Source organism: Curtobacterium sp. NPDC088465, assembly GCF_044753165.1.
In the GTDB taxonomy this organism is placed as follows: domain Bacteria; phylum Actinomycetota; class Actinomycetes; order Actinomycetales; family Microbacteriaceae; genus Curtobacterium.
Genome location: NZ_JBIVMR010000001.1, coordinates 1,351,988 through 1,369,136 on the forward strand (window position 1 = coordinate 1,351,988; position 17,149 = coordinate 1,369,136).

A 17,149-nucleotide genomic window follows, 5' to 3' on the forward strand; every position below is an offset into this window, starting at 1 on the left:
CTCGCACCCCACGCCGTCTCGCCCGGACGCCAGCGCCGCCCTCGCCCGGACGCCAGCGCCGCGCACCGTCCGGACGGCTGGTGCTGCTGGCCCCGTGTCCCGGGGCGACACCGTTTGCGAGCCGGGGTGGTACACCAGTACCCTCACGGGGTCCATCGCCAGCCGTTCGACGGGAACCTCCATGGCATCACCGCTCCGCATCAAGTCGATCGAGGCCTCCCTCGCCGACTCCGAGGAGGAGGGTCGCTCGCTCAAGCGGTCCCTCAAGACGTTCGACATCGCCGCGATGGGCATCGCGGTCGCCGTCGGCGCCGGCATCTTCTCGGTCGGCGCGAACGCCGCCGCGAACTTCGCCGGCCCGAGCGTCATCATCTCGTTCCTGCTCGCAGCCGTCACGTGCGGCCTGGCGATCATGTGCTACGCCGAGTTCGCCTCGACCATCCCGGTCGCCGGCTCCGCGTACACGTTCACGTACGCCACGATGGGCGAGCTGCTCGCGTGGATCGTCGGGTGGGACCTCATCCTCGAGACCCTGACCGCGAGCGCCGTCATCGCGAAGTACTGGGGCATCTACCTGAGCACCGCGTTCGGGGTCTTCGGCATCGACCTCCCCGACACGATCCAGCTCGGCCCGATCGGCTTCACGTGGGGCCCGGTCCTCATCGTCGGCGTCTTCACGCTGCTGCTCGCGTTCGGCACCCGCCTGTCGTCCCGCGTCTCCGCCGTCATCACGATCATCAAGGTCGCGATCGTCGTCTTCGTCATCGTCGCCGGGGCGTTCTTCGTCAAGGCCGCGAACTTCACCCCGTTCGTCCCGCCGGCCGAGGCGTCCAAGGGCGCCGAGGGCGGTGTGCTGACGCAGTCGCTCGTGTCCTTCGTGACCGGTCAGGCCCCGGCGCAGTACGGCGTGTTCGGCCTGCTCGCCGCGGCCTCGCTCGTGTTCTTCGCCTTCATCGGTTTCGACGTCGTGGCGACGAGCGCCGAGGAGACCGAGAACCCGCAGAAGACCCTGCCCCGAGGCATCTTCATCGGCCTCGGCATCGTCACGCTGCTCTACATCGGCGTCAGCATCGTCATCACGGGCATGGTCTCCTACCAGCGGCTCGCCGACGAGGAAGCGCCGTCCCTCGCCTCCGCCTTCGACATCGTCGGACTGCCGTGGGCCGCGGGCATCATCGCGATCGGCTCGCTCATCGGCCTGACCACCGTGGTGATGGTCCTGCTGCTCGGCCTGTCCCGCATCGTCTTCTCGATGAGCCGCGACGGTCTGCTGCCCCGCTGGTTCTCGAAGACGAACCCGAAGACGCAGACCCCGGTGCGGGTGCAGGTCGTCGCCGGTGTCGTCGTCGCGTTCATCGCCGGGTTCACCGCCGTCGAGCGCCTCGAGGGCATGATCAACATCGGCACGCTCTCGGCGTTCGTGCTCGTGTCGATCGGCATCGTGGTGCTGCGCAAGACCCGCCCGGACGCACCGCGAGCCTTCCGGGTGCCGTGGGTGCCGGTCCTGCCGATCCTCTCCGCGGTGCTGTGCTTCTGGCTCATGCTCAACCTCGAGGTCGAGACCTGGCTGCGCTTCATCGCCTGGCTGGCGATCGGGTTCGCGATCTACTTCGGCTACAGCCGACGCAACAGCCGGGTGGGCAAGGGCCTGCAGTAGCGGCGGCGGCCTCGCCGGCGGCTTCGCCGCGTGCACAACGGGAAGCACCTCGCGCCACGGATCGCCGTGGCGCGAGGTGCTTCTGGTTGTGCCGGAGCAGCCCGCGCCACCGCCCGCCGCCCGCCGTCCGGCACCCGCGCCGCCGCCCGCCGCCCGCCGTCCGCCGCCCGCGCCGCCGCCCGCCGCCCGCCGTCCGCCGCCCGCGCCGCCGCCCGCCGTGCCGGATGCCGCGCGCCCGCGCCCCCGCGCCTACGCCCCGACGGCGAGCGCGACGCCGAACGACAGCATCACGACGGCGACGAGCCCGTCGAAGACCCGCCACGTGAGCGGCTTCGCGAACAGCGGTCGGAGCAGTCGTCCCCCGAACCCGAGTGCGCCGAACCAGAGGCAGCTCGCGGCGACCGCGCCGACGGTCCACCACCAGCGGTCGTCGACGCCCTGCTGGTTCGCCACCGAGCCGAGGAACACGAGGGTGTCGAGGTACACGTGCGGGTTCGCCCAGGTGAACACGAGCATCGTCGCGACCGCCGCACCGAGGGTCGGGACGGCGCGTGCTGCGGAGGCGGTCCGCGTCGCGACCGCAGGTGTCGTGGTCCGGCCGGGAGGCTCCTCCGCGCTCCGCCCCGCTGCCCCGCCCCCGCCGTCGGGAACGACGGTGTCGTCGGCCCGCCGCGCGGCTCGGCCCGCGGCCGGTCCGGGGTCACCAGCCGCCTGCGCGACCGTCTCGGACGAGGCCGTCGCAGGCGCCGCGACCGCCGTGGGCGCGACCGTCATCGGCGCCACCACGCCGTCGTCCGCCGCCTCCTGCTCGACGGCCATGGCCTCCCCGGTGGGACGGAACGCCCGGCGGGCCGCGAACACCCCGTACACCACGAGGAACGCCGCGCCCACGAACCGCACCACCACGAGCGCGACGGGGAACCGCTCGACGACGACCCCGACGCCGAGCACCCCGGCGACGATGAGCACCGCGTCGGACACCGCACAGACGGCGACCGCGGCGGCGACGACCCGCGCCGGGGCGCTGACCGCGAGCCGGAGCAGGTACGCGTTCTGCACCCCGATCGCGACGATCAGGGCGAGGCCGGTGCCGAGACCGGCGAACAGGGGGAGGAGGACGGTCACGGTCTCGACGGTAGGAGCGACCCCCGGTGCAGTCCAGCTCACGTTCCTGAAGGTCCGTAAGCTCTGCTGCATGCTCCGTCTGCAGCGGGACCACCTCGAGACGCTCCTCGCCGCCGTCGACCACGGCACGCTCGACGCTGCGGCCCGCGCCCTCGCGATCACCCCGTCCGCGGTGTCGCAGCGCATCAAGGCGATGGAGCAGCAGCTCGGCCGGGTGCTGCTCCAGCGGACGACGCCGGTCGCGCCCACCGCCGACGGTGCGGTCGTGCTCCGGCACGCACGGCAGGCCCGGCTCCTCGAGGACGAGACCGCCCGGGCGCTCGGCGCGGTCGGGGATGCGGACGCGCCCGTCGTGCCGTCGATCCCGCTCGCCGTGAACGCGGACACGCTCGGCACGTGGTTCCTCGACGCCCTCGCGCTCGCCCGAGCCGACACCGAGGTCGTGTTCGACCTGCACCGCGAGGACCAGGACCGCACCGCCGAGCTCCTCCGTGCGGGCACCGTGATGGCCGCGGTCACCGCAGAGGCCGACCCGGTGCAGGGCTGCTCGTCGGTGGCACTCGGGGTCGACCGCTACCGGGCCGTCGCCGCGCCTGCCTTCGTCGACCGGTACCTCGCCGGTGCGGTGTCCGAGCGGCAGATGACCGCACGGCTCGACGCGGTCCCGCTCGTCGACTACGACCGCGACGACGACCTGCAGCAGGGGTACCTCCGCCGGGTCCTCGGGCACGCCCCTCGCGGGCCGCGGCACTTCGTCCCGACGTCGGCAGACTTCGCGCGCGCGGTGTCGCTCGGCTTCGGGTGGGGGATGCTGCCGGAGGCCCAGTGCCTCGACGGCCTGCGCAGCGGAGCACTCGTCGAGCTCACGCCGGGGCGTCGGGCGGACGTGGCGCTGTGGTGGCAGCGGTGGAACCTGGCGTCACCGCTGCTCGAACGGGTGACCGAGGCCGTGCGGGCGACCGCGCACGAGCGACTGCACCAGCCCGGCTGACCGCGGACGCTCTCCGCCCCGCCCAGCGGGTTGCGGACCCCGCCCGCGGTGCCGGATCAGACGGTCGCCCGCCAGCGCAGCCCGTCGACGAGCAGTCCGACCAGCTGCTGGCTCTGCTCGGTCGTCGGCGCCCCGTGGCAGAGGTCGGCGACCGCGCGGAGCAGCTGCGTGGCGTCGATGTCGTTGCGGATGGTCCCCGCTGCCGAGGCCGCGTCGAGCAGTCCGGTCAGCGCCCCGCCGAGTCGACCGATGAACCAGGGGTGCAGTCCCTCGAACGCCGGGTCACCGGACTGGAGCGCCGCAGCGAGCCCGCGCTTCGTCGCGACGAACCCGGTGAACCGCTGGAGCCAGAGCGCGAGGGCGTCGTCCGGCGCGTGGTGCTCGGCGAGGTCCGCGGCGGCGTCGGCGCACTCCTCGACGGCCTGCTGGAACACCGCGACCACCAGGTCGGAGCGCTGCGGGAAGTGGCGGTACAGCGTGCCGACACCGACGCCGGCGAGGTCGGCGATCACCCTGGCGGGAGCGTCCACGCCCTGGTCGGCGAACACCTGACGGGCAGCGTCGACGAGGGCGTCGAGATTGCGGCGGGCATCGGCGCGCACGGTTCCTCCGAACGGGGTCGCGGTGAGGGCTTGCGGAAACGGAACAGCTTTCCGTATCGTTGCGGAAGAGCGTTCCGCTTCGAGCCAGCCTACGACGACCGGCCTCGGGACGCCACCGACAGGAGGCACCACCATGCAGTACCGCACCCTCGGCCGCACCGGCATCCAGGTCAGCCCCTTCGCGCTCGGCGCCATGATGCTCGGCACCGACGGTCGCATCGGCAACGGCGACGAGCAGGACTCCATCCGCATCGTGCACCGCGCGCTCGACGCCGGCATCAACATCATCGACACCGCCGACCGCTACTCGCAGGGCGGGTCCGAGGTGCTCGTCGGCAAGGCGATCAAGGGCCGGCGCGACGACGTCGTCCTCGCCACGAAGTTCAACGGTCCGATGGGGGACGACCCGAACCGGCGCGGCAACTCCCGCCGCTGGATCACCGCGGCGGTCGAGGACTCGCTCCGACGCCTGCAGACCGACCACATCGACCTCTACCAGGCGCACCGCCCCGACGACACCGTGGACCTCGAGGAGACCCTGTCCGCACTCACCGACCTCGTCCGGAGCGGCAAGGTGCGTGCGATCGGCTCGTCGGACTTCCCCGCATCGATGCAGGTCGAGGCGCAGTGGACCTCCGAGCGTCGCGGTCTCGAGCGCTTCCGGTCCGAGCAGCCGACCTACTCGATCCTCAGCCGGGGCATCGAGCGCGAGGTCCTGCCGGTCGCCCAGCGCTACGGCATGGGAGCGCTGGTCTGGAGTCCGCTCGCCGGCGGCATGCTGACCGGGCGCTTCCGTCGGGGACAGCAGAACGACCTGTCGCGGGCGGGCATGTTCCGCCACGACCAGGACGACCGGCGGATCGACGCCGTGGAGCAGGTCGTCGCCCTCGCCGAGGAGACCGGCATCCCCACCACCCACCTCGCCCTCGCGTTCGCGATCGCCCACCCCGGCGTGACGAGCGCGCTGATCGGGCCGCGGTCGGTGGAACAACTCGACGACCTGCTGGCGGCGGCGGACGTCGCGCTCTCCGACGAGGTGCTCGACCGCATCGACGCGATCGTCCCGCCGGGCACCGACGTCACGCGGCTCGACCAGCAGTACCAGCCGCCCGCGCTCCTGCGACCCGAGCTCCGCCGTCGTCCGGCCGCCGAGCGCTCCGCCGCCTGACGCCCCCTCGCCCTCCGCAGGACGCAACCCCGGCGGTTGCTCGCAGCGCTGTACCGCTGCGAGCAGCCGCCCTCGTTGCGTCTCGCGAAAGAGCGAGAGAGCGAGAGAGCGGGGGAGCGGCGGGGCGGGGGAGCAGGGGAGTGGTGGCGCCCCACCCGATCCCGCAACGCGGTGATGCGGGAAACCGCAAGAAGCAGCGGGGTCCTGCGGGATTCACACGACGGACACCCGAGCGCGTCGAGCGGGTCGTAGTGTCGCACTCGACCGACGGCACGGGCCGTCGCCGCACGACCGCTCTCGACACCGAACACCGCGACCGCACCCTCGGTCGCGACCTCCCCGGCGCAGGATCCCTGGTCCCTCGCCGAGCCGGACCCATCCCGACGGTCCGGGCCCATGTCGCCACAGTCGCCGACGCCCGTCTCGCGACCCGTCGGCGTCCCTGCCTGCGGGCCGCGAGCTTCTCCCGACCCGACAGGAGATCCTCATGTCCGCACCAACGGACGTCCGTCGCGCACGCCCGGACGCCAGCACCCCGCAGTACCGCCGGAGCGCCCAGCCGCAGTCCCCGGACGCGGCCCAGCCCGTTCAGCCGCAGCAGACGGAACTGCTCCAGCAGCCCCGACTGCTCCAGCAGCAGGCGCTCCCGCCGCAGCCGCTCCCCCAGCCGCTCACCCCGCGTGACCGCGAGCGCGCCCGTCGACGCCGGCAGGCCGAGCAGGTCGGGCACGTGCGACCCCGCTCCGAGAGCCGCGCGCACAGCCCCGTCATGGTGCTCATCGTGCTCGTCGCGACCCTCGGCGTGATGGCCTACGCGGTGTTCCTCCTCGACCCCGCGAACCGCGGCGACTTCCTGCCGTACGGCCTGGTGATCGTGGCGGAGAGCGTGCTGGTCGGCCAGGCGCTGCTGTCGATGTGGACGATCCTGTCCGGCGGTGCCGACCCCCGGGACTTCGCGTTCCACCACACGCAGGACACCCTGTTCGACCGGGACACGATCGAGCGCGACGGGCTCACCGACCAGCCGCACCGCTGGCCGATGCACGTGCGGGGCCGTCAGGTCGAGGTCGACGTCTTCATCACCGTCTACGGCGAGGAACTGTCCAAGATCGCCGCCACCGTGCGGGCAGCGGTCGCGATGCGCGGCGAGCACCGCACGTGGGTGCTCGACGACGGCCGGAGCGACGAGGTCCAGGCGCTCGCCGCCCGGCTCGGCGCGCGGTACGTCCGCCGGCTGTCGTCGCACGGTGCCAAGGCCGGCAACATCAACCACGCCCTGACCCTCGCCAAGGGCGACTACTACGCCGTGTTCGACGCCGACTTCGTCCCGGAGCCGGAGTTCCTGTTCGAGACCGTGCCGTTCTTCGCGGACGACACCATCGCGTTCGTGCAGACGCCCCAGACCTACGGCAACCTGCACAACCTGGTGTCCCGCGGCGCCGGGTACATGCAGACCGTCTTCTACAAGTTCATCCAGCCCGGCCGGAACCGCTTCAACGCGGCGTTCTGCGTCGGCACGAACGTCATCTTCCGCCGCAGCGCGATCGACGACATCGGCGGCATGCACACCGACTCGAAGTCCGAGGACGTCTGGACCAGCCTGATGCTGCACGAGCGCGGGTGGAAGTCGGTCTTCATCCCGATGACCCTCGCCGTCGGCGACGCACCCGAGACGATCGAGGGCTTCACGAAGCAGCAGCTGCGCTGGGCGACCGGCGGGTTCGAGATCCTGCTGACGCACTTCCCGTTCAACCCGAAGCACCGCCTGACGATGGACCAGCGTCTGCAGTACCTGGTGACGGCGAGCTTCTACCTGACGGGCATCGTCCCCGGGCTCCTGCTCCTCGTGCCGCCGCTCGAGATCTTCTTCGACCTCCGCCCGATGAACCTGTCGATCGGTGCGGGCGAGTGGGTGCTGTTCTACCTCGGGTTCTACCTCATGCAGGTGGTGCTGGCCTTCTACGCGCTCGGCTCGTTCCGCTACGAGACGCTCCTGCTCGCGGCGGTGTCCTTCCCGATCTACGCGAGCGCGCTCTGGAACGTGCTCTGCGGCAAGGAGCAGGCCTGGCACGTCACCGGTGCCGACCGCGGACGGACACCCTCACCGTTCAACTTCATCGTGCCGCAGGTGCTCGTCTTCGTGTTCCTCACCCTGACCAGCGTGGTCGCGGTCTGGCGGGACACCGGCAACGGGCAGTTCACGCTCGCCACCGCGTGGAACATCACGAACACGCTGGTCTTCGCCGCGTTCATCGTCGCGGCGTTCCGCGAGCAGGCCCGCAACCGCGTGGCCGACCGGCAGCGCGCTCGCGGCGAGGCCGTCCGACCGGCCGCACCGCTGGTGCAGGCCCCGGTCAGCCCCGTGCGGACGACCGTCGTCCGCCCCGACACCCTCGAACCCCAGCGCGCCGCGATCGCCGGCGTCGCGATGCAGATGCAGGACGGACCCCGCGCATGACCTGGACCAACCGACTCCGACTGTTCGGCGGGCTCGTCGTCGTCCTGGTGATCGTCGCCGCGTGCACCCTCGTGTTCAACCAGCGTCAGAGCGCCGTGGCGAGCACCTCGGCGGCCATCGCCGCGCAGGAGTACGCCGTCGGCACCGACTACGGCGGGACCGTCACCGAGGAGTACGTCCAGGAGGGCGACTCCGTCACCAAGGGCGAGAAGCTCCTGCAGGTGCAGAGCCTGCAGCTGGCGCAGGACATCCGGAAGGGCGTCGTCGGCGCGGACACGCAGACGAGCGCGTACGACATCGGCGAGGACGGCTTCATCACGTTCAAGGCCGAGGTCTCGGGCACCGTGGCGAAGATCGACGTGAAGACCGGCGGGTACGTGCAGGCCGGTTCCGAGCTCGGCACCATCCACAAGGAGGACAGCCTCTTCGTCACCTCGGAGTTCACCGTCACCGCGCGCGACTACGGGCGCATCCGGAACGGTGCCGAGGTCGAGCTCCGCCTGCCGGACGACCGCACCATCACCGGCACCGTGAAGAGCGTCAGCGTGGAGACGAACGACGACGGCCGGGCGAAGACCACCGTCGACGTCGAGAGCCCCGAGCTGTCGGCCTCGCCGTCGTCGGGCATCACGAGCCCGGGCACGCCCGTCGACGCGACCCTGCACCTGCGCGACGACGGCGCGCTGGCGGGCGTCACCGACGCCGTCCGCGACTTCTCGCGCCAGATCGGGCTGTAGCCGGTGCGGCACCACCTGCACCCCGGCCGCCGCCCTGCGGGCGCACGCCGGGCCTCCCGGTCGACGCTCCTGGTCGTCCCCCTGGTGACGTCCGTCGCCCTGCTGCTCGCTGCGTGCACCGGGACGGGAGGCACGGACCACCCGACCCCGTCGGCCACCCCGACCGACGCGGCGGCCCAGGCACGCGCGGTCGCCGCCCTGGGCGACGTCGCGTCGTCGACGGTGGGCACGATGCGCCTGGCCGAGGGACTGACCCCGCCGACGAACCGGTGGTTCTCCGGCCTGGTGTTCGGCGACGCACCCCAGCCGGTGTTCCCGACGCCGATCTCGTGGCAGGTCACCGACCACGGCTTCGCAGCCGGACTGCCCGACGTGACCGCGACCGAGAAGACCATCGCCGGCGGCGCCGTACCGCAGGTCGGCTTCGACCTCGGCGCGACGAGCACGCTCGTGTCGGCGTACGACGCGGTGTCGGTGACCGTCGAGCACCGTGACGGCGACACCGTGCTCGGGCACTCGGTCGTCGCCGAGGGGTCGCCCCTCGTGACCTACACCGCCGACCGCGACCAGACGCTGACCGGCACCTCGCCACTCGACCCGACCGGCGACGGCACGGCGACGATGTCCGGCGGCGGCCGCACCTGGCAGGTCGTCGTGCGCGACGGCTCGGTCGCCGCGTCCGGCGTGCGCCTGCGCAGCGGCGGGTCGGTCGTGCTCCTGCCGACACCGGACGGCGCGTCGTCGTCCGAGGTCTCCCGGCTCGTCGCGGCCGCACGGCCGCTCTCCGGCTCGTCGCTGGAGCGCAGCGCGTCCGGTGGGTCCCAGCGCACCACGCTGTCGTACGACTTCGACGGCGGTGCCGGGGTGCTCGTGCCGCAGCCTGGCCAGGGCACCCACGGGCTGACGTGCACCGACCTGCGGGTCGCGACCCTGACGGGTCCCGCGCCGGTCTGCACCGGGACGGCGCTGCGCTTCGACGCCGACACCGTCGAGCCGTCCGACCGGCTCGACCTGTCCGGCCTGTCCGACGGTCAGCGGGACACCCTGGCCGCACAGGTCCGGCAGGACGCCGCCGGGGTCGACGCCTCGTCGTACGCGGCCGACTCGTACGGCGGCGGCAAGGACCTGTACCGCGTCGCCACGCTGTACCGGCTCGCCGTCGCGCTCGGGCTCGACGACCAGGCCGCGGCGCTGAAGACGTCCGTCGTCGCGGAGCTCGACCAGTGGTTCGACCCGGCGGGCTGCGGCGGGAGGACCGCGCGGTGCTTCGCCTACGACCCCGAGGTCCACGGGCTCGTCGGCCAGGAGGCGTCGTTCGGCTCGGACGAGTTCAACGACCACCACTTCCACTACGGGTACGTGCTGTCCGCCGCTGCGATGGTGGCCGACGGTGACGCGTCCCTCGTGCGGAAGTGGCGCACCGTCGCGGACCTCGTCGCCGCGGACATCGCCTCGCCGACCGCGACGGAGTCGTTCCCCGCGCTCCGCGTCTACGACCCGTACGCGCAGCACTCCTGGGCGTCCGGCTACGCGCCCTTCGCCGACGGCAACAACCAGGAGTCGTCGTCCGAGGCGGTGTCCGCGTGGAACGGCCTGGCCCGCTGGGGTGCCGTGTCCGGGTCGGCCTCGCTCGAGTCCACCGGCACCTGGCTGCTGTCGAACGAGGCCGCCTCGGCGCAGCGCGACGTGCTCGACCCGGACCTGTCGGCGTTCCCGGGCTTCACGCACCGGGTCGTCTCGCTGACCTGGGGCGGCAAGCGCGACCACGCGACGTGGTTCAGCGCGGCGGCCGCGGCGCCGGCGGGGATCGAGCTCATCCCGATGCCCGCGATGGCGGCGGAGTACGTCGACGCGGGCGGCCGGCAGCAGATCGGGCGGGTGCTCGACGAGGCCGTGCCGGACGGTCGCTACGGCGTCCAGTTCGGCGACTACCTGCTCATGTACCGGGCGCTCGGCGGGAAGGCCGACGCGGCGGCAGCCCTGCGCGACGCGGAACGGCTGCCGGACGCGGTGATCGACTCGGCGAACACGCGGTCGTACCTGCTCGCATGGATCATGACCCAGGGTCGGGCGTAGCGGCCCGTCCCCCGCGCGAGCCCGACGGGCGGCACGACGGTCCACCGACCGCGTGCCGCCCGTCGTTCGCTTCCCGGACGCCCTGGGGTCCTGCACGGGGACCGCGGCCTACCGTCCACCACATGACCACGCGAGCCAAGACCGCCACCGCGCTGCTCGGCGCTGCCACCCTCGCCCTGCTCCTGACGGCGTGCGACCCGGGCGGTGCCCAGAACATCGACCCGGTCGGCAAGGTCCCCGGGGACGAGCAGAAGTCGCAGTCGACCGAGTGCGCCGTCGCCGCGAGCAACGCCGTGGACGCGATCGGCACCGCGGTCGGTCCGCACGACACGACGGACTTCGCGAACGTGGCGGAGGGCGACGGTGGCTGGTACCTGGCTGCGTCGATCGTGCCGTCGGACAGCAAGGACGCCAACGACGACGAGCTGACCATCTGGGCGACGGAGACCGACCCGACGGCCGACGACTGGGACGGCACGATCTACGCCGTGAACCAGACCGCGAAGGACGCCACCTCGGACGAGTCACGCTCGGCGTCGCCGGCACCGAGCGCGTTCAGCGCGGACTCCGACGCCGCGAAGCGCGCCGAGAGCTGCGCCGTCGAGGCCGCCGACCGCTGACCCCCGGCCCGGCTCAGGTCTGACAGCGCGGGCACCAGTAGGTGTCCCGCAGCGTGAGCTCCGAGTCGCCGAGCTCGCCCCGACGCACCGGGGTCCCGCACCGCAGGCAGGGCTTGCCGGCGCGGCCGTAGACCCAGAAGCGGCGCCCGGGCCGGTCGACGCCCGTCGTGACGCGGTTGCTGCGGTCACGATTCATCGTGATGAGCCGGTGGGACAGCGCGATCGCCCGCGCCGGGTCCGGCACCTGTCCGACGGGTCGCGTCGGCAGCACCCCCCGCAGGAAGCACAGCTCGTTCCGGTACACGTTGCCGAGTCCGGCCAGCACGCGCTGGTCGAGCAGCGCGAGCCCGATCGGGCGCTCCGGGTCCGCCGTCAGGTTCTCGAGCGCCCGGTCGGCGTCCCAGTCGGGACCGAGCAGGTCGGGGCCGAGGTGCCCGACGACCTCGGACTCCTGGTCGCGCGGGACGACCTCGAGCACCCCGAGGGTGAACCCGACGGTGGAGACGTCCTCGGCGTCGAGCACGACCCGGGCCTGGTGCGCGGGCCGTCGCCACCGCTCCCCGGGCGCGTAGACGTCCCAGCGGCCCTCCATCTTCAGGTGCGAGTGCACGGTCACGTCGCCGATGCGGTGCAGCAGGTGCTTGCCGCGGGGCACGACCTCGTCGACCGTCCGTCCGACCAGGTCGAGGGTCGCGAACGCGGGGACGCGGAAGTCCGAGCGGGTCAGGACCTTGCCCGCGAGCGCGGTGTGCAGGCGCCGGGCAGCGCGGAAGACGGTGTCACCCTCGGGCACGGCACACCTCCGCTGCGGCTCGTCCGGTCGGCCGTGTCACGTCCCGTGCACCGGCGCACGCCCGGGAGGCCCTGGTCGCGTCAGACACGCAGCCGCAGTCCCTGCGGGGTCGCCGTGAACCCCGCCTCGCGCAGTGCCGACCCGAGCGGCGTCTCCAGCACGAAGTCGCCGTCCACCCGCTCCACCGAGAGCTTCCGCAGCCCGCTCCGCACGGTGGCGGCGATCGAACGCGCCGCGACCGCGAGGTCCGCCGGGTCGTCGGTGAAGGTCAGGACGGACTTCCCGCCGCGCTCGACGTAGACCGCGAGGCGGCCGTCGACCGTGGTCACGAGGGCCCCGGCCTTCCGCCCCGGTCGGTGTCCGCGACCGCTCGTCGACGTCGACCGGCTGGCGGGGACGGCCGCACCGCGGGCGCCCGTCGGAGCGGCGTCGGCCGCGGGACCGGGAGCAGCGGGGTCGGCGTCCGGGTCGGCGGGGGCGTCGTCCGACGGCCACGGCAGCGCCGCACCGTACGGGTTCGCCGGGTCCGTCGCCGCGAGCGTGAGTGCCTGGCGTTCGCGGTCCGGGTCGGCGCGCTCGTCGTCGTCGAGGTCGCGTGCGTAGGTCCGGAGCCGGTCCACGGTCGGGCTCGTCGCGAACTGTGCCGCCCCGAGCCCCTCGACGAAGTACCCGCGGCGTGCCCGGCCGGACTCCTCGAACCGGCTGAGCACCCGGTAGACACCGGCGAACCCGCCACGGACGCCCTCGACCTGCACGGCACCGCGGGTCACGACGCCGTAGCGCTCGAGCAGCTGCTCGGCGGTCGCTGCCGCACGCAGCGTCGAGTCGGACTCGGCGAGCGGCAGGATCGACCACCGACCACCCACGGACGGCGGACCGGACTGCGACGGCAGCGTCGGCCGACGCCGCCCGCGGTACGCCCGGGCCCGCGGCGCGCTCGTCGACCTCGCCTTGCCGCCGAGCATCGACCGCAGCGGCGCGAACGTGTCGTTCGTGACCTGTCCGGCCCAGACCAGGTCCCACAGCGCGGTCGTCAGGGCCTGGTCGTCCGTGCTGCCGACCGCCTGGCCGAGCTGCCGGAAGAAGTAGGCACCACCGCCGGCCAGCGCTCCGAGGACGTCGCGCTGCAGCTCGGTGGTCTCGCCGCCGTCGGGCTCCGCCAGGGTCGTCGACGCGGTCTCGGCGAGGTGCAGGCGCACCCAGCCGTCGTTCCCGGGCAGCGTGCCGCCGCCCGACCACAGGACCTCGCCGGTGGCGGTCAGCTCGTCGAGCATGCTCGTGGAGTAGTCGCTCACGCGGGACGGCAGCACGAGGGTCTCCCACGAGCTCGCGGGCAGGGCGACGCCGGCCAGCTGGTCGATGACCTGCAGCACCCCGTCGACCCCGCGCAGCCCGCCGCGGGTGCCGGGCGCCTGGACGTGCTGCCACGCCGGCAGGAACCGGGCGAGGGTGTCCGGCGACACCGGCTCGACCTCGTGCCGGAGCGCGGCGAGGGACTTCGTCCGGATGCGGCGGAGCACCTCGGCGTCGCACCACTCCGCGCCCTGGCGGTCCGGGCGGAACTCGCCCTCGACCACGCGGCGGTCGGCGACCAGGCGGCGCAGGGTGTCCTGCACGACGGCGATGCCGAGGCCGAGCCGGCTCGCGGCCTCCTGCGCGGCGAACGGTCCGTGCGACCGGGCGTACCGGCCGACCAGGTCGCCGAGCGGGTCCGCGACGGGTTCGACGAAGGCGGTCGGCACGCCGATCGGCAGCGGGACGCCGAGGGCGTCGCGGAGGCGGGAGGCGTCCTCGATCACCGACCAGCGCGTCGCACCGCCCTGCGTGAACGACAGCACACGGCGGTCGCGCTCGAGGGTCTCCAGCGCCGACCGGACGGTCGCACGCGCGGCGTCGGGGTCAGCGGCGTCGGCCACCCAGCTGCGGGCGACGAGCTCGTCCAGCTCGAGGGCGCCGACGAGTCGCAGCACGTCGACGAGCCCCTCGGTGTCGCGCGCCCGACGGTCGGGGGAGAGCCGCTGCAGGTCGCGCTCGACGGAGGCGATGACCGCCGGGTCGAGGAGCTCGCGGAGCTCGGCCCGTCCGAGCAGTTCACCGAGCAGCGTCGAGTCGAGCGACAGTGCCGCCGCCCGGCGCTCGGCCAGCGGCGAGTCGCCCTCGTACATGAAGGCCGCGACGTACCCGAACAGGATCGACCGGGCGAACGGCGACGGCTGCTCGGTCTCGCGCTCGACCAGGCGGATGCGGCGCTCGGCGATCTGGTCCGAGATGCCGAGCAGCGCCGGCACGTCGTAGACGTCCTGCAGGACCTCGCGCACGGTCTCGAGCACGATCGGGAACGTCGGGTACTTCCGCGCGACCTCGAGCAGCTGCGACGCCCGCTGGCGCTGCTGCCAGAGCGGCGACCGCTGCCCGGGGTTCCGCCGCGGCAGGAGCAGGGCCCGGGCCGCGCACTCGCGGAAGCGGGCGGCGAAGAGCGCCGAGCCGCCGACCTCGTCGGTGACGAGCGCCTCGAGGTCGTCGCGCTCGAACACGAACAGGTCGGCGCCGGGCGGTTCCGCGTCGGTCTCCGGGATCCGCACCACGATGCCGTCGTCGGCCGCCATCGCGTCGCCGTCGATGCCGTGCCGCTCGCGCAGCCGGGCGCCGACCGCCAGGGCCCACGGCGCGTGCACCTGCATGCCGTACGGCGAGTGCAGGATGAGCCGCCAGTCGCCGAGCTCGTCGCGGAACCGCTCGACCACGAGCGTGGTGTCGTTCGGCACGTGACCGGTCGCCGCACGCTGGTCGCGCAGGAAGGTCAGCAGGTTCGTCACGGCCCGCTCGTCCAGCCCGCCGGAGGCGACCCGGGCACGCGCGTCGTCGTCGGAGGCCGCGTCGACCTCGCGCACGAACGCACCGGTCGCCCGTCCCAGCTCGGCGGGACGACCGATGCCGTCGCCCTTCCAGAACGGGACCCGCCCGGGTTGCCCGAACGCCGGGCTGACGATGACCCGGTCGTGCGTGATCTCCTCGATGCGCCAGCTCGTCGCGCCGAGGGCGAAGACGTCGCCGACGCGGGACTCGTAGACCATCTCCTCGTCGAGCTCGCCGACGCGCGATGCCTTCTCGCCGACCATGAAGACGCCGAACATGCCGCGGTCCGGGATCGTGCCGCCGCTCGTCACCGCGAGTCGCTGGGCGCCCGGACGCCCGGTCAGGGTCCCGTGCACGCGGTCCCACACCAGGCGCGGCCGGAGTTCGGCGAACTCGTCGCTCGGGTACCGCCCGGTCACCAGGTCGAGCGTCGCCTCGAACGCCGACCGCGGCAGCGAGCTGAACGGGGCGCTCCGCCGGACGAGCTCGAACCAGTGCTCCACCTCGACGGTGTCGATCGACCCGGCGGCCACGGTGTGCTGCGCGAGGACGTCGAGCGGGTTCGCGGGCACCGAGATCGACTCGATCTGCCCGGAGACCATGCGCTCGACGGTGACCGCGCTGTTCACGAGGTCGGCGCGGTGCTTGGGGAACAGCACGCCGCGCGAGATCTCGCCGACCTGGTGTCCGGCGCGACCGACGCGCTGCAGGCCGCTGGCGACCGACGGCGGGGCCTCGACCTGGACCACGAGGTCGACCTCGCCCATGTCGATGCCGAGCTCGAGCGAGCTGGTCGCGACGACGCAGCGCAGACGTCCGGACTTCAGGTCGTCCTCGATGATCGCGCGCTGGTCCTTCGACACGGAGCCGTGGTGGGCGCGGGCGAGCACCGGGACCGACGGGTCGGAGCCGCCGCCCTCGGTCTGTCCGGACTGCCCGATGAGCTGCGCCGGCGGTCGCTTCGGCTGTGCGACGGGTGCGTGCGCGGACGCCCGACCGGGGGACTGTGTGACGGGAGCCGACCCGGCCACCGCGCCCACGGCCTCCGCGCCCACGACCTCCGGCGCGCCGAGCGCAGCCGTGCCGACACCCGCCGTGTCGACGGCCCCGAGCACGCGTTCCTCGTGGATCTCGTTGAGCCGTGCCGTCAGGCGTTCCGCGAGTCGGCGCGAGTTGGCGAACACGATCGTCGAGCGGTGCTCCTCGATGAGGTCGACGACGCGTTCCTCGACGTGGGGCCAGATCGAGCCGTTCGTCGGTGACTCGGTCGCGTCGGCACCGACCGGCGGGGCGCCGAGCTCGGTCATGTCGTCGACCGGCACGACCACGCGCAGGTCGAAGGTCTTCTGCGCCGGCGGGGCGATGATCGACACGGGCGCGCGGCCGCCGAGGAACCGGGCGACCTCCTCCGCGGGGCGCACGGTCGCGGACAGGCCGATCCGCTGCACGGGCTTCTCGAGCAGGTCGTCGAGGCGCTCGAGCGAGACCGCCAGGTGTGCGCCGCGCTTGGTCGAGGCGACCGCGTGGACTTCGTCCACGATGACGGTGTCGACGTTCACCAGGGTCTCGCGCGCCCGCGACGTGAGCATGAGGTAGAGCGACTCGGGCGTCGTGATGAGGATGTCCGGCGGCTGCCGCAGGAGCCGCTGCCGGTCGGACGACGGGGTGTCACCGCTCCGGACGCCCACCGTGACCTCGGGCGGTTCCGTCCCGAGCCGACGCGCGGTCTGCGTGATGCCGACGAGCGGGCTGCGGAGGTTCCGCTCGACGTCGACACCGAGGGCCTTGAGCGGGGAGACGTAGAGCACCCTCGTGCGCTGCTTCGCCGGCGGACGGTCGCTCGCGCTGATGAGCCGGTCGATCGACCAGAGGAACGACGCCAGCGTCTTGCCGGAGCCGGTCGGGGCGACCACGAGCGCGTGCTGCCCGGTGGAGATCGCGTCCCACGCGCCGGCCTGCGCCGCGGTCGGGCCGGGGAACGCGCCGCGGAACCACTCCGCGGTCGCGGGGGAGAAGCGCTCGAGGACGTCCGTCATGGTCCGTCCCATCCTGCCCGTCGCCACCGA

At 73.3% G+C, this 17,149-nt stretch carries 11 protein-coding genes; 7 read left to right on the forward strand and 4 right to left on the reverse strand.

Annotated features, from left to right (window positions below; translation table 11 throughout):
* Positions 1-181 precede the first annotated feature (181 nt).
* Complete coding sequence (locus ACIP6W_RS06410; RefSeq protein ID WP_066657154.1) at positions 182-1,657, forward strand: APC family permease; 1,476 nt, start codon at positions 182-184, stop codon at positions 1,655-1,657.
* 249 nt (positions 1,658-1,906) lie between these two features.
* Here the strand turns inward: ACIP6W_RS06410 and ACIP6W_RS06415 are convergent, their stop codons facing one another.
* Positions 1,907-2,782, reverse strand: a complete 876-nt coding sequence (locus ACIP6W_RS06415; protein ID WP_400428727.1) for a LysE/ArgO family amino acid transporter — start codon at positions 2,780-2,782, stop codon at positions 1,907-1,909.
* Positions 2,783-2,852: 70 nt separating this feature from the next.
* On the opposite strand from ACIP6W_RS06415, the gene ACIP6W_RS06420 reads away from it, so the two are divergent.
* Complete coding sequence (locus ACIP6W_RS06420; protein ID WP_209684881.1) at positions 2,853-3,773, forward strand: LysR family transcriptional regulator ArgP; 921 nt, start codon at positions 2,853-2,855, stop codon at positions 3,771-3,773.
* Between the two features lie 56 nt (positions 3,774-3,829).
* On the opposite strand, the gene ACIP6W_RS06425 is transcribed toward ACIP6W_RS06420, so the two are convergent.
* On the reverse strand, positions 3,830-4,375 hold the full coding sequence (locus tag ACIP6W_RS06425; protein WP_209684882.1) for a TetR/AcrR family transcriptional regulator: 546 nt from the start codon (positions 4,373-4,375) through the stop codon (positions 3,830-3,832).
* A 133-nt stretch (positions 4,376-4,508) separates the two neighbouring features.
* Between ACIP6W_RS06425 and ACIP6W_RS06430 the strand changes: the two genes are divergently transcribed.
* The 5 genes from ACIP6W_RS06430 to ACIP6W_RS06450 all read left to right on the forward strand — a co-directional run bounded on the left by ACIP6W_RS06430 (position 4,509) and on the right by ACIP6W_RS06450 (position 11,434).
* Positions 4,509-5,543: an aldo/keto reductase gene (locus ACIP6W_RS06430; RefSeq protein WP_209684883.1), complete on the forward strand. Its 1,035-nt coding sequence runs from the start codon at positions 4,509-4,511 to the stop codon at positions 5,541-5,543.
* A 487-nt stretch (positions 5,544-6,030) separates the two neighbouring features.
* Positions 6,031-8,001 carry a glycosyltransferase family 2 protein gene (locus ACIP6W_RS06435; RefSeq protein WP_400428730.1) on the forward strand — a complete coding sequence of 657 codons (1,971 nt, stop codon included), beginning with the start codon at positions 6,031-6,033 and terminating at the stop codon, positions 7,999-8,001.
* On the forward strand, positions 7,998-8,738 hold the full coding sequence (locus tag ACIP6W_RS06440) for an HlyD family efflux transporter periplasmic adaptor subunit (protein ID WP_400428732.1): 741 nt from the start codon (positions 7,998-8,000) through the stop codon (positions 8,736-8,738). The genes ACIP6W_RS06435 and ACIP6W_RS06440 overlap by 4 nt, the downstream gene beginning before the upstream one ends.
* Before the next feature lie 84 nt (positions 8,739-8,822).
* A complete protein-coding gene (locus tag ACIP6W_RS06445) occupies positions 8,823-10,814 on the forward strand; it encodes a glycosyl hydrolase (protein WP_400428734.1) in 1,992 nt (663 codons plus the stop codon).
* A gap of 122 nt (positions 10,815-10,936) precedes the next feature.
* On the forward strand, positions 10,937-11,434 hold the full coding sequence (locus ACIP6W_RS06450; protein ID WP_066657132.1) for a hypothetical protein: 498 nt from the start codon (positions 10,937-10,939) through the stop codon (positions 11,432-11,434).
* 13 nt (positions 11,435-11,447) lie between these two features.
* Here the strand turns inward: ACIP6W_RS06450 and ACIP6W_RS06455 are convergent, their stop codons facing one another.
* Together ACIP6W_RS06455 and ACIP6W_RS06460 are read right to left on the reverse strand one after the other, a co-directional pair.
* The gene (locus tag ACIP6W_RS06455) at positions 11,448-12,227 is read right to left on the reverse strand and encodes an Fpg/Nei family DNA glycosylase (protein WP_209684886.1); all 780 of its coding nucleotides are present in this window, start codon (positions 12,225-12,227) and stop codon (positions 11,448-11,450) included.
* An 80-nt stretch (positions 12,228-12,307) separates the two neighbouring features.
* Positions 12,308-17,119 (reverse strand): ATP-dependent helicase, encoded by a 4,812-nt coding sequence (locus tag ACIP6W_RS06460; protein ID WP_400428737.1) that lies wholly within the window; start codon positions 17,117-17,119, stop codon positions 12,308-12,310.
* Positions 17,120-17,149 lie beyond the last annotated feature (30 nt).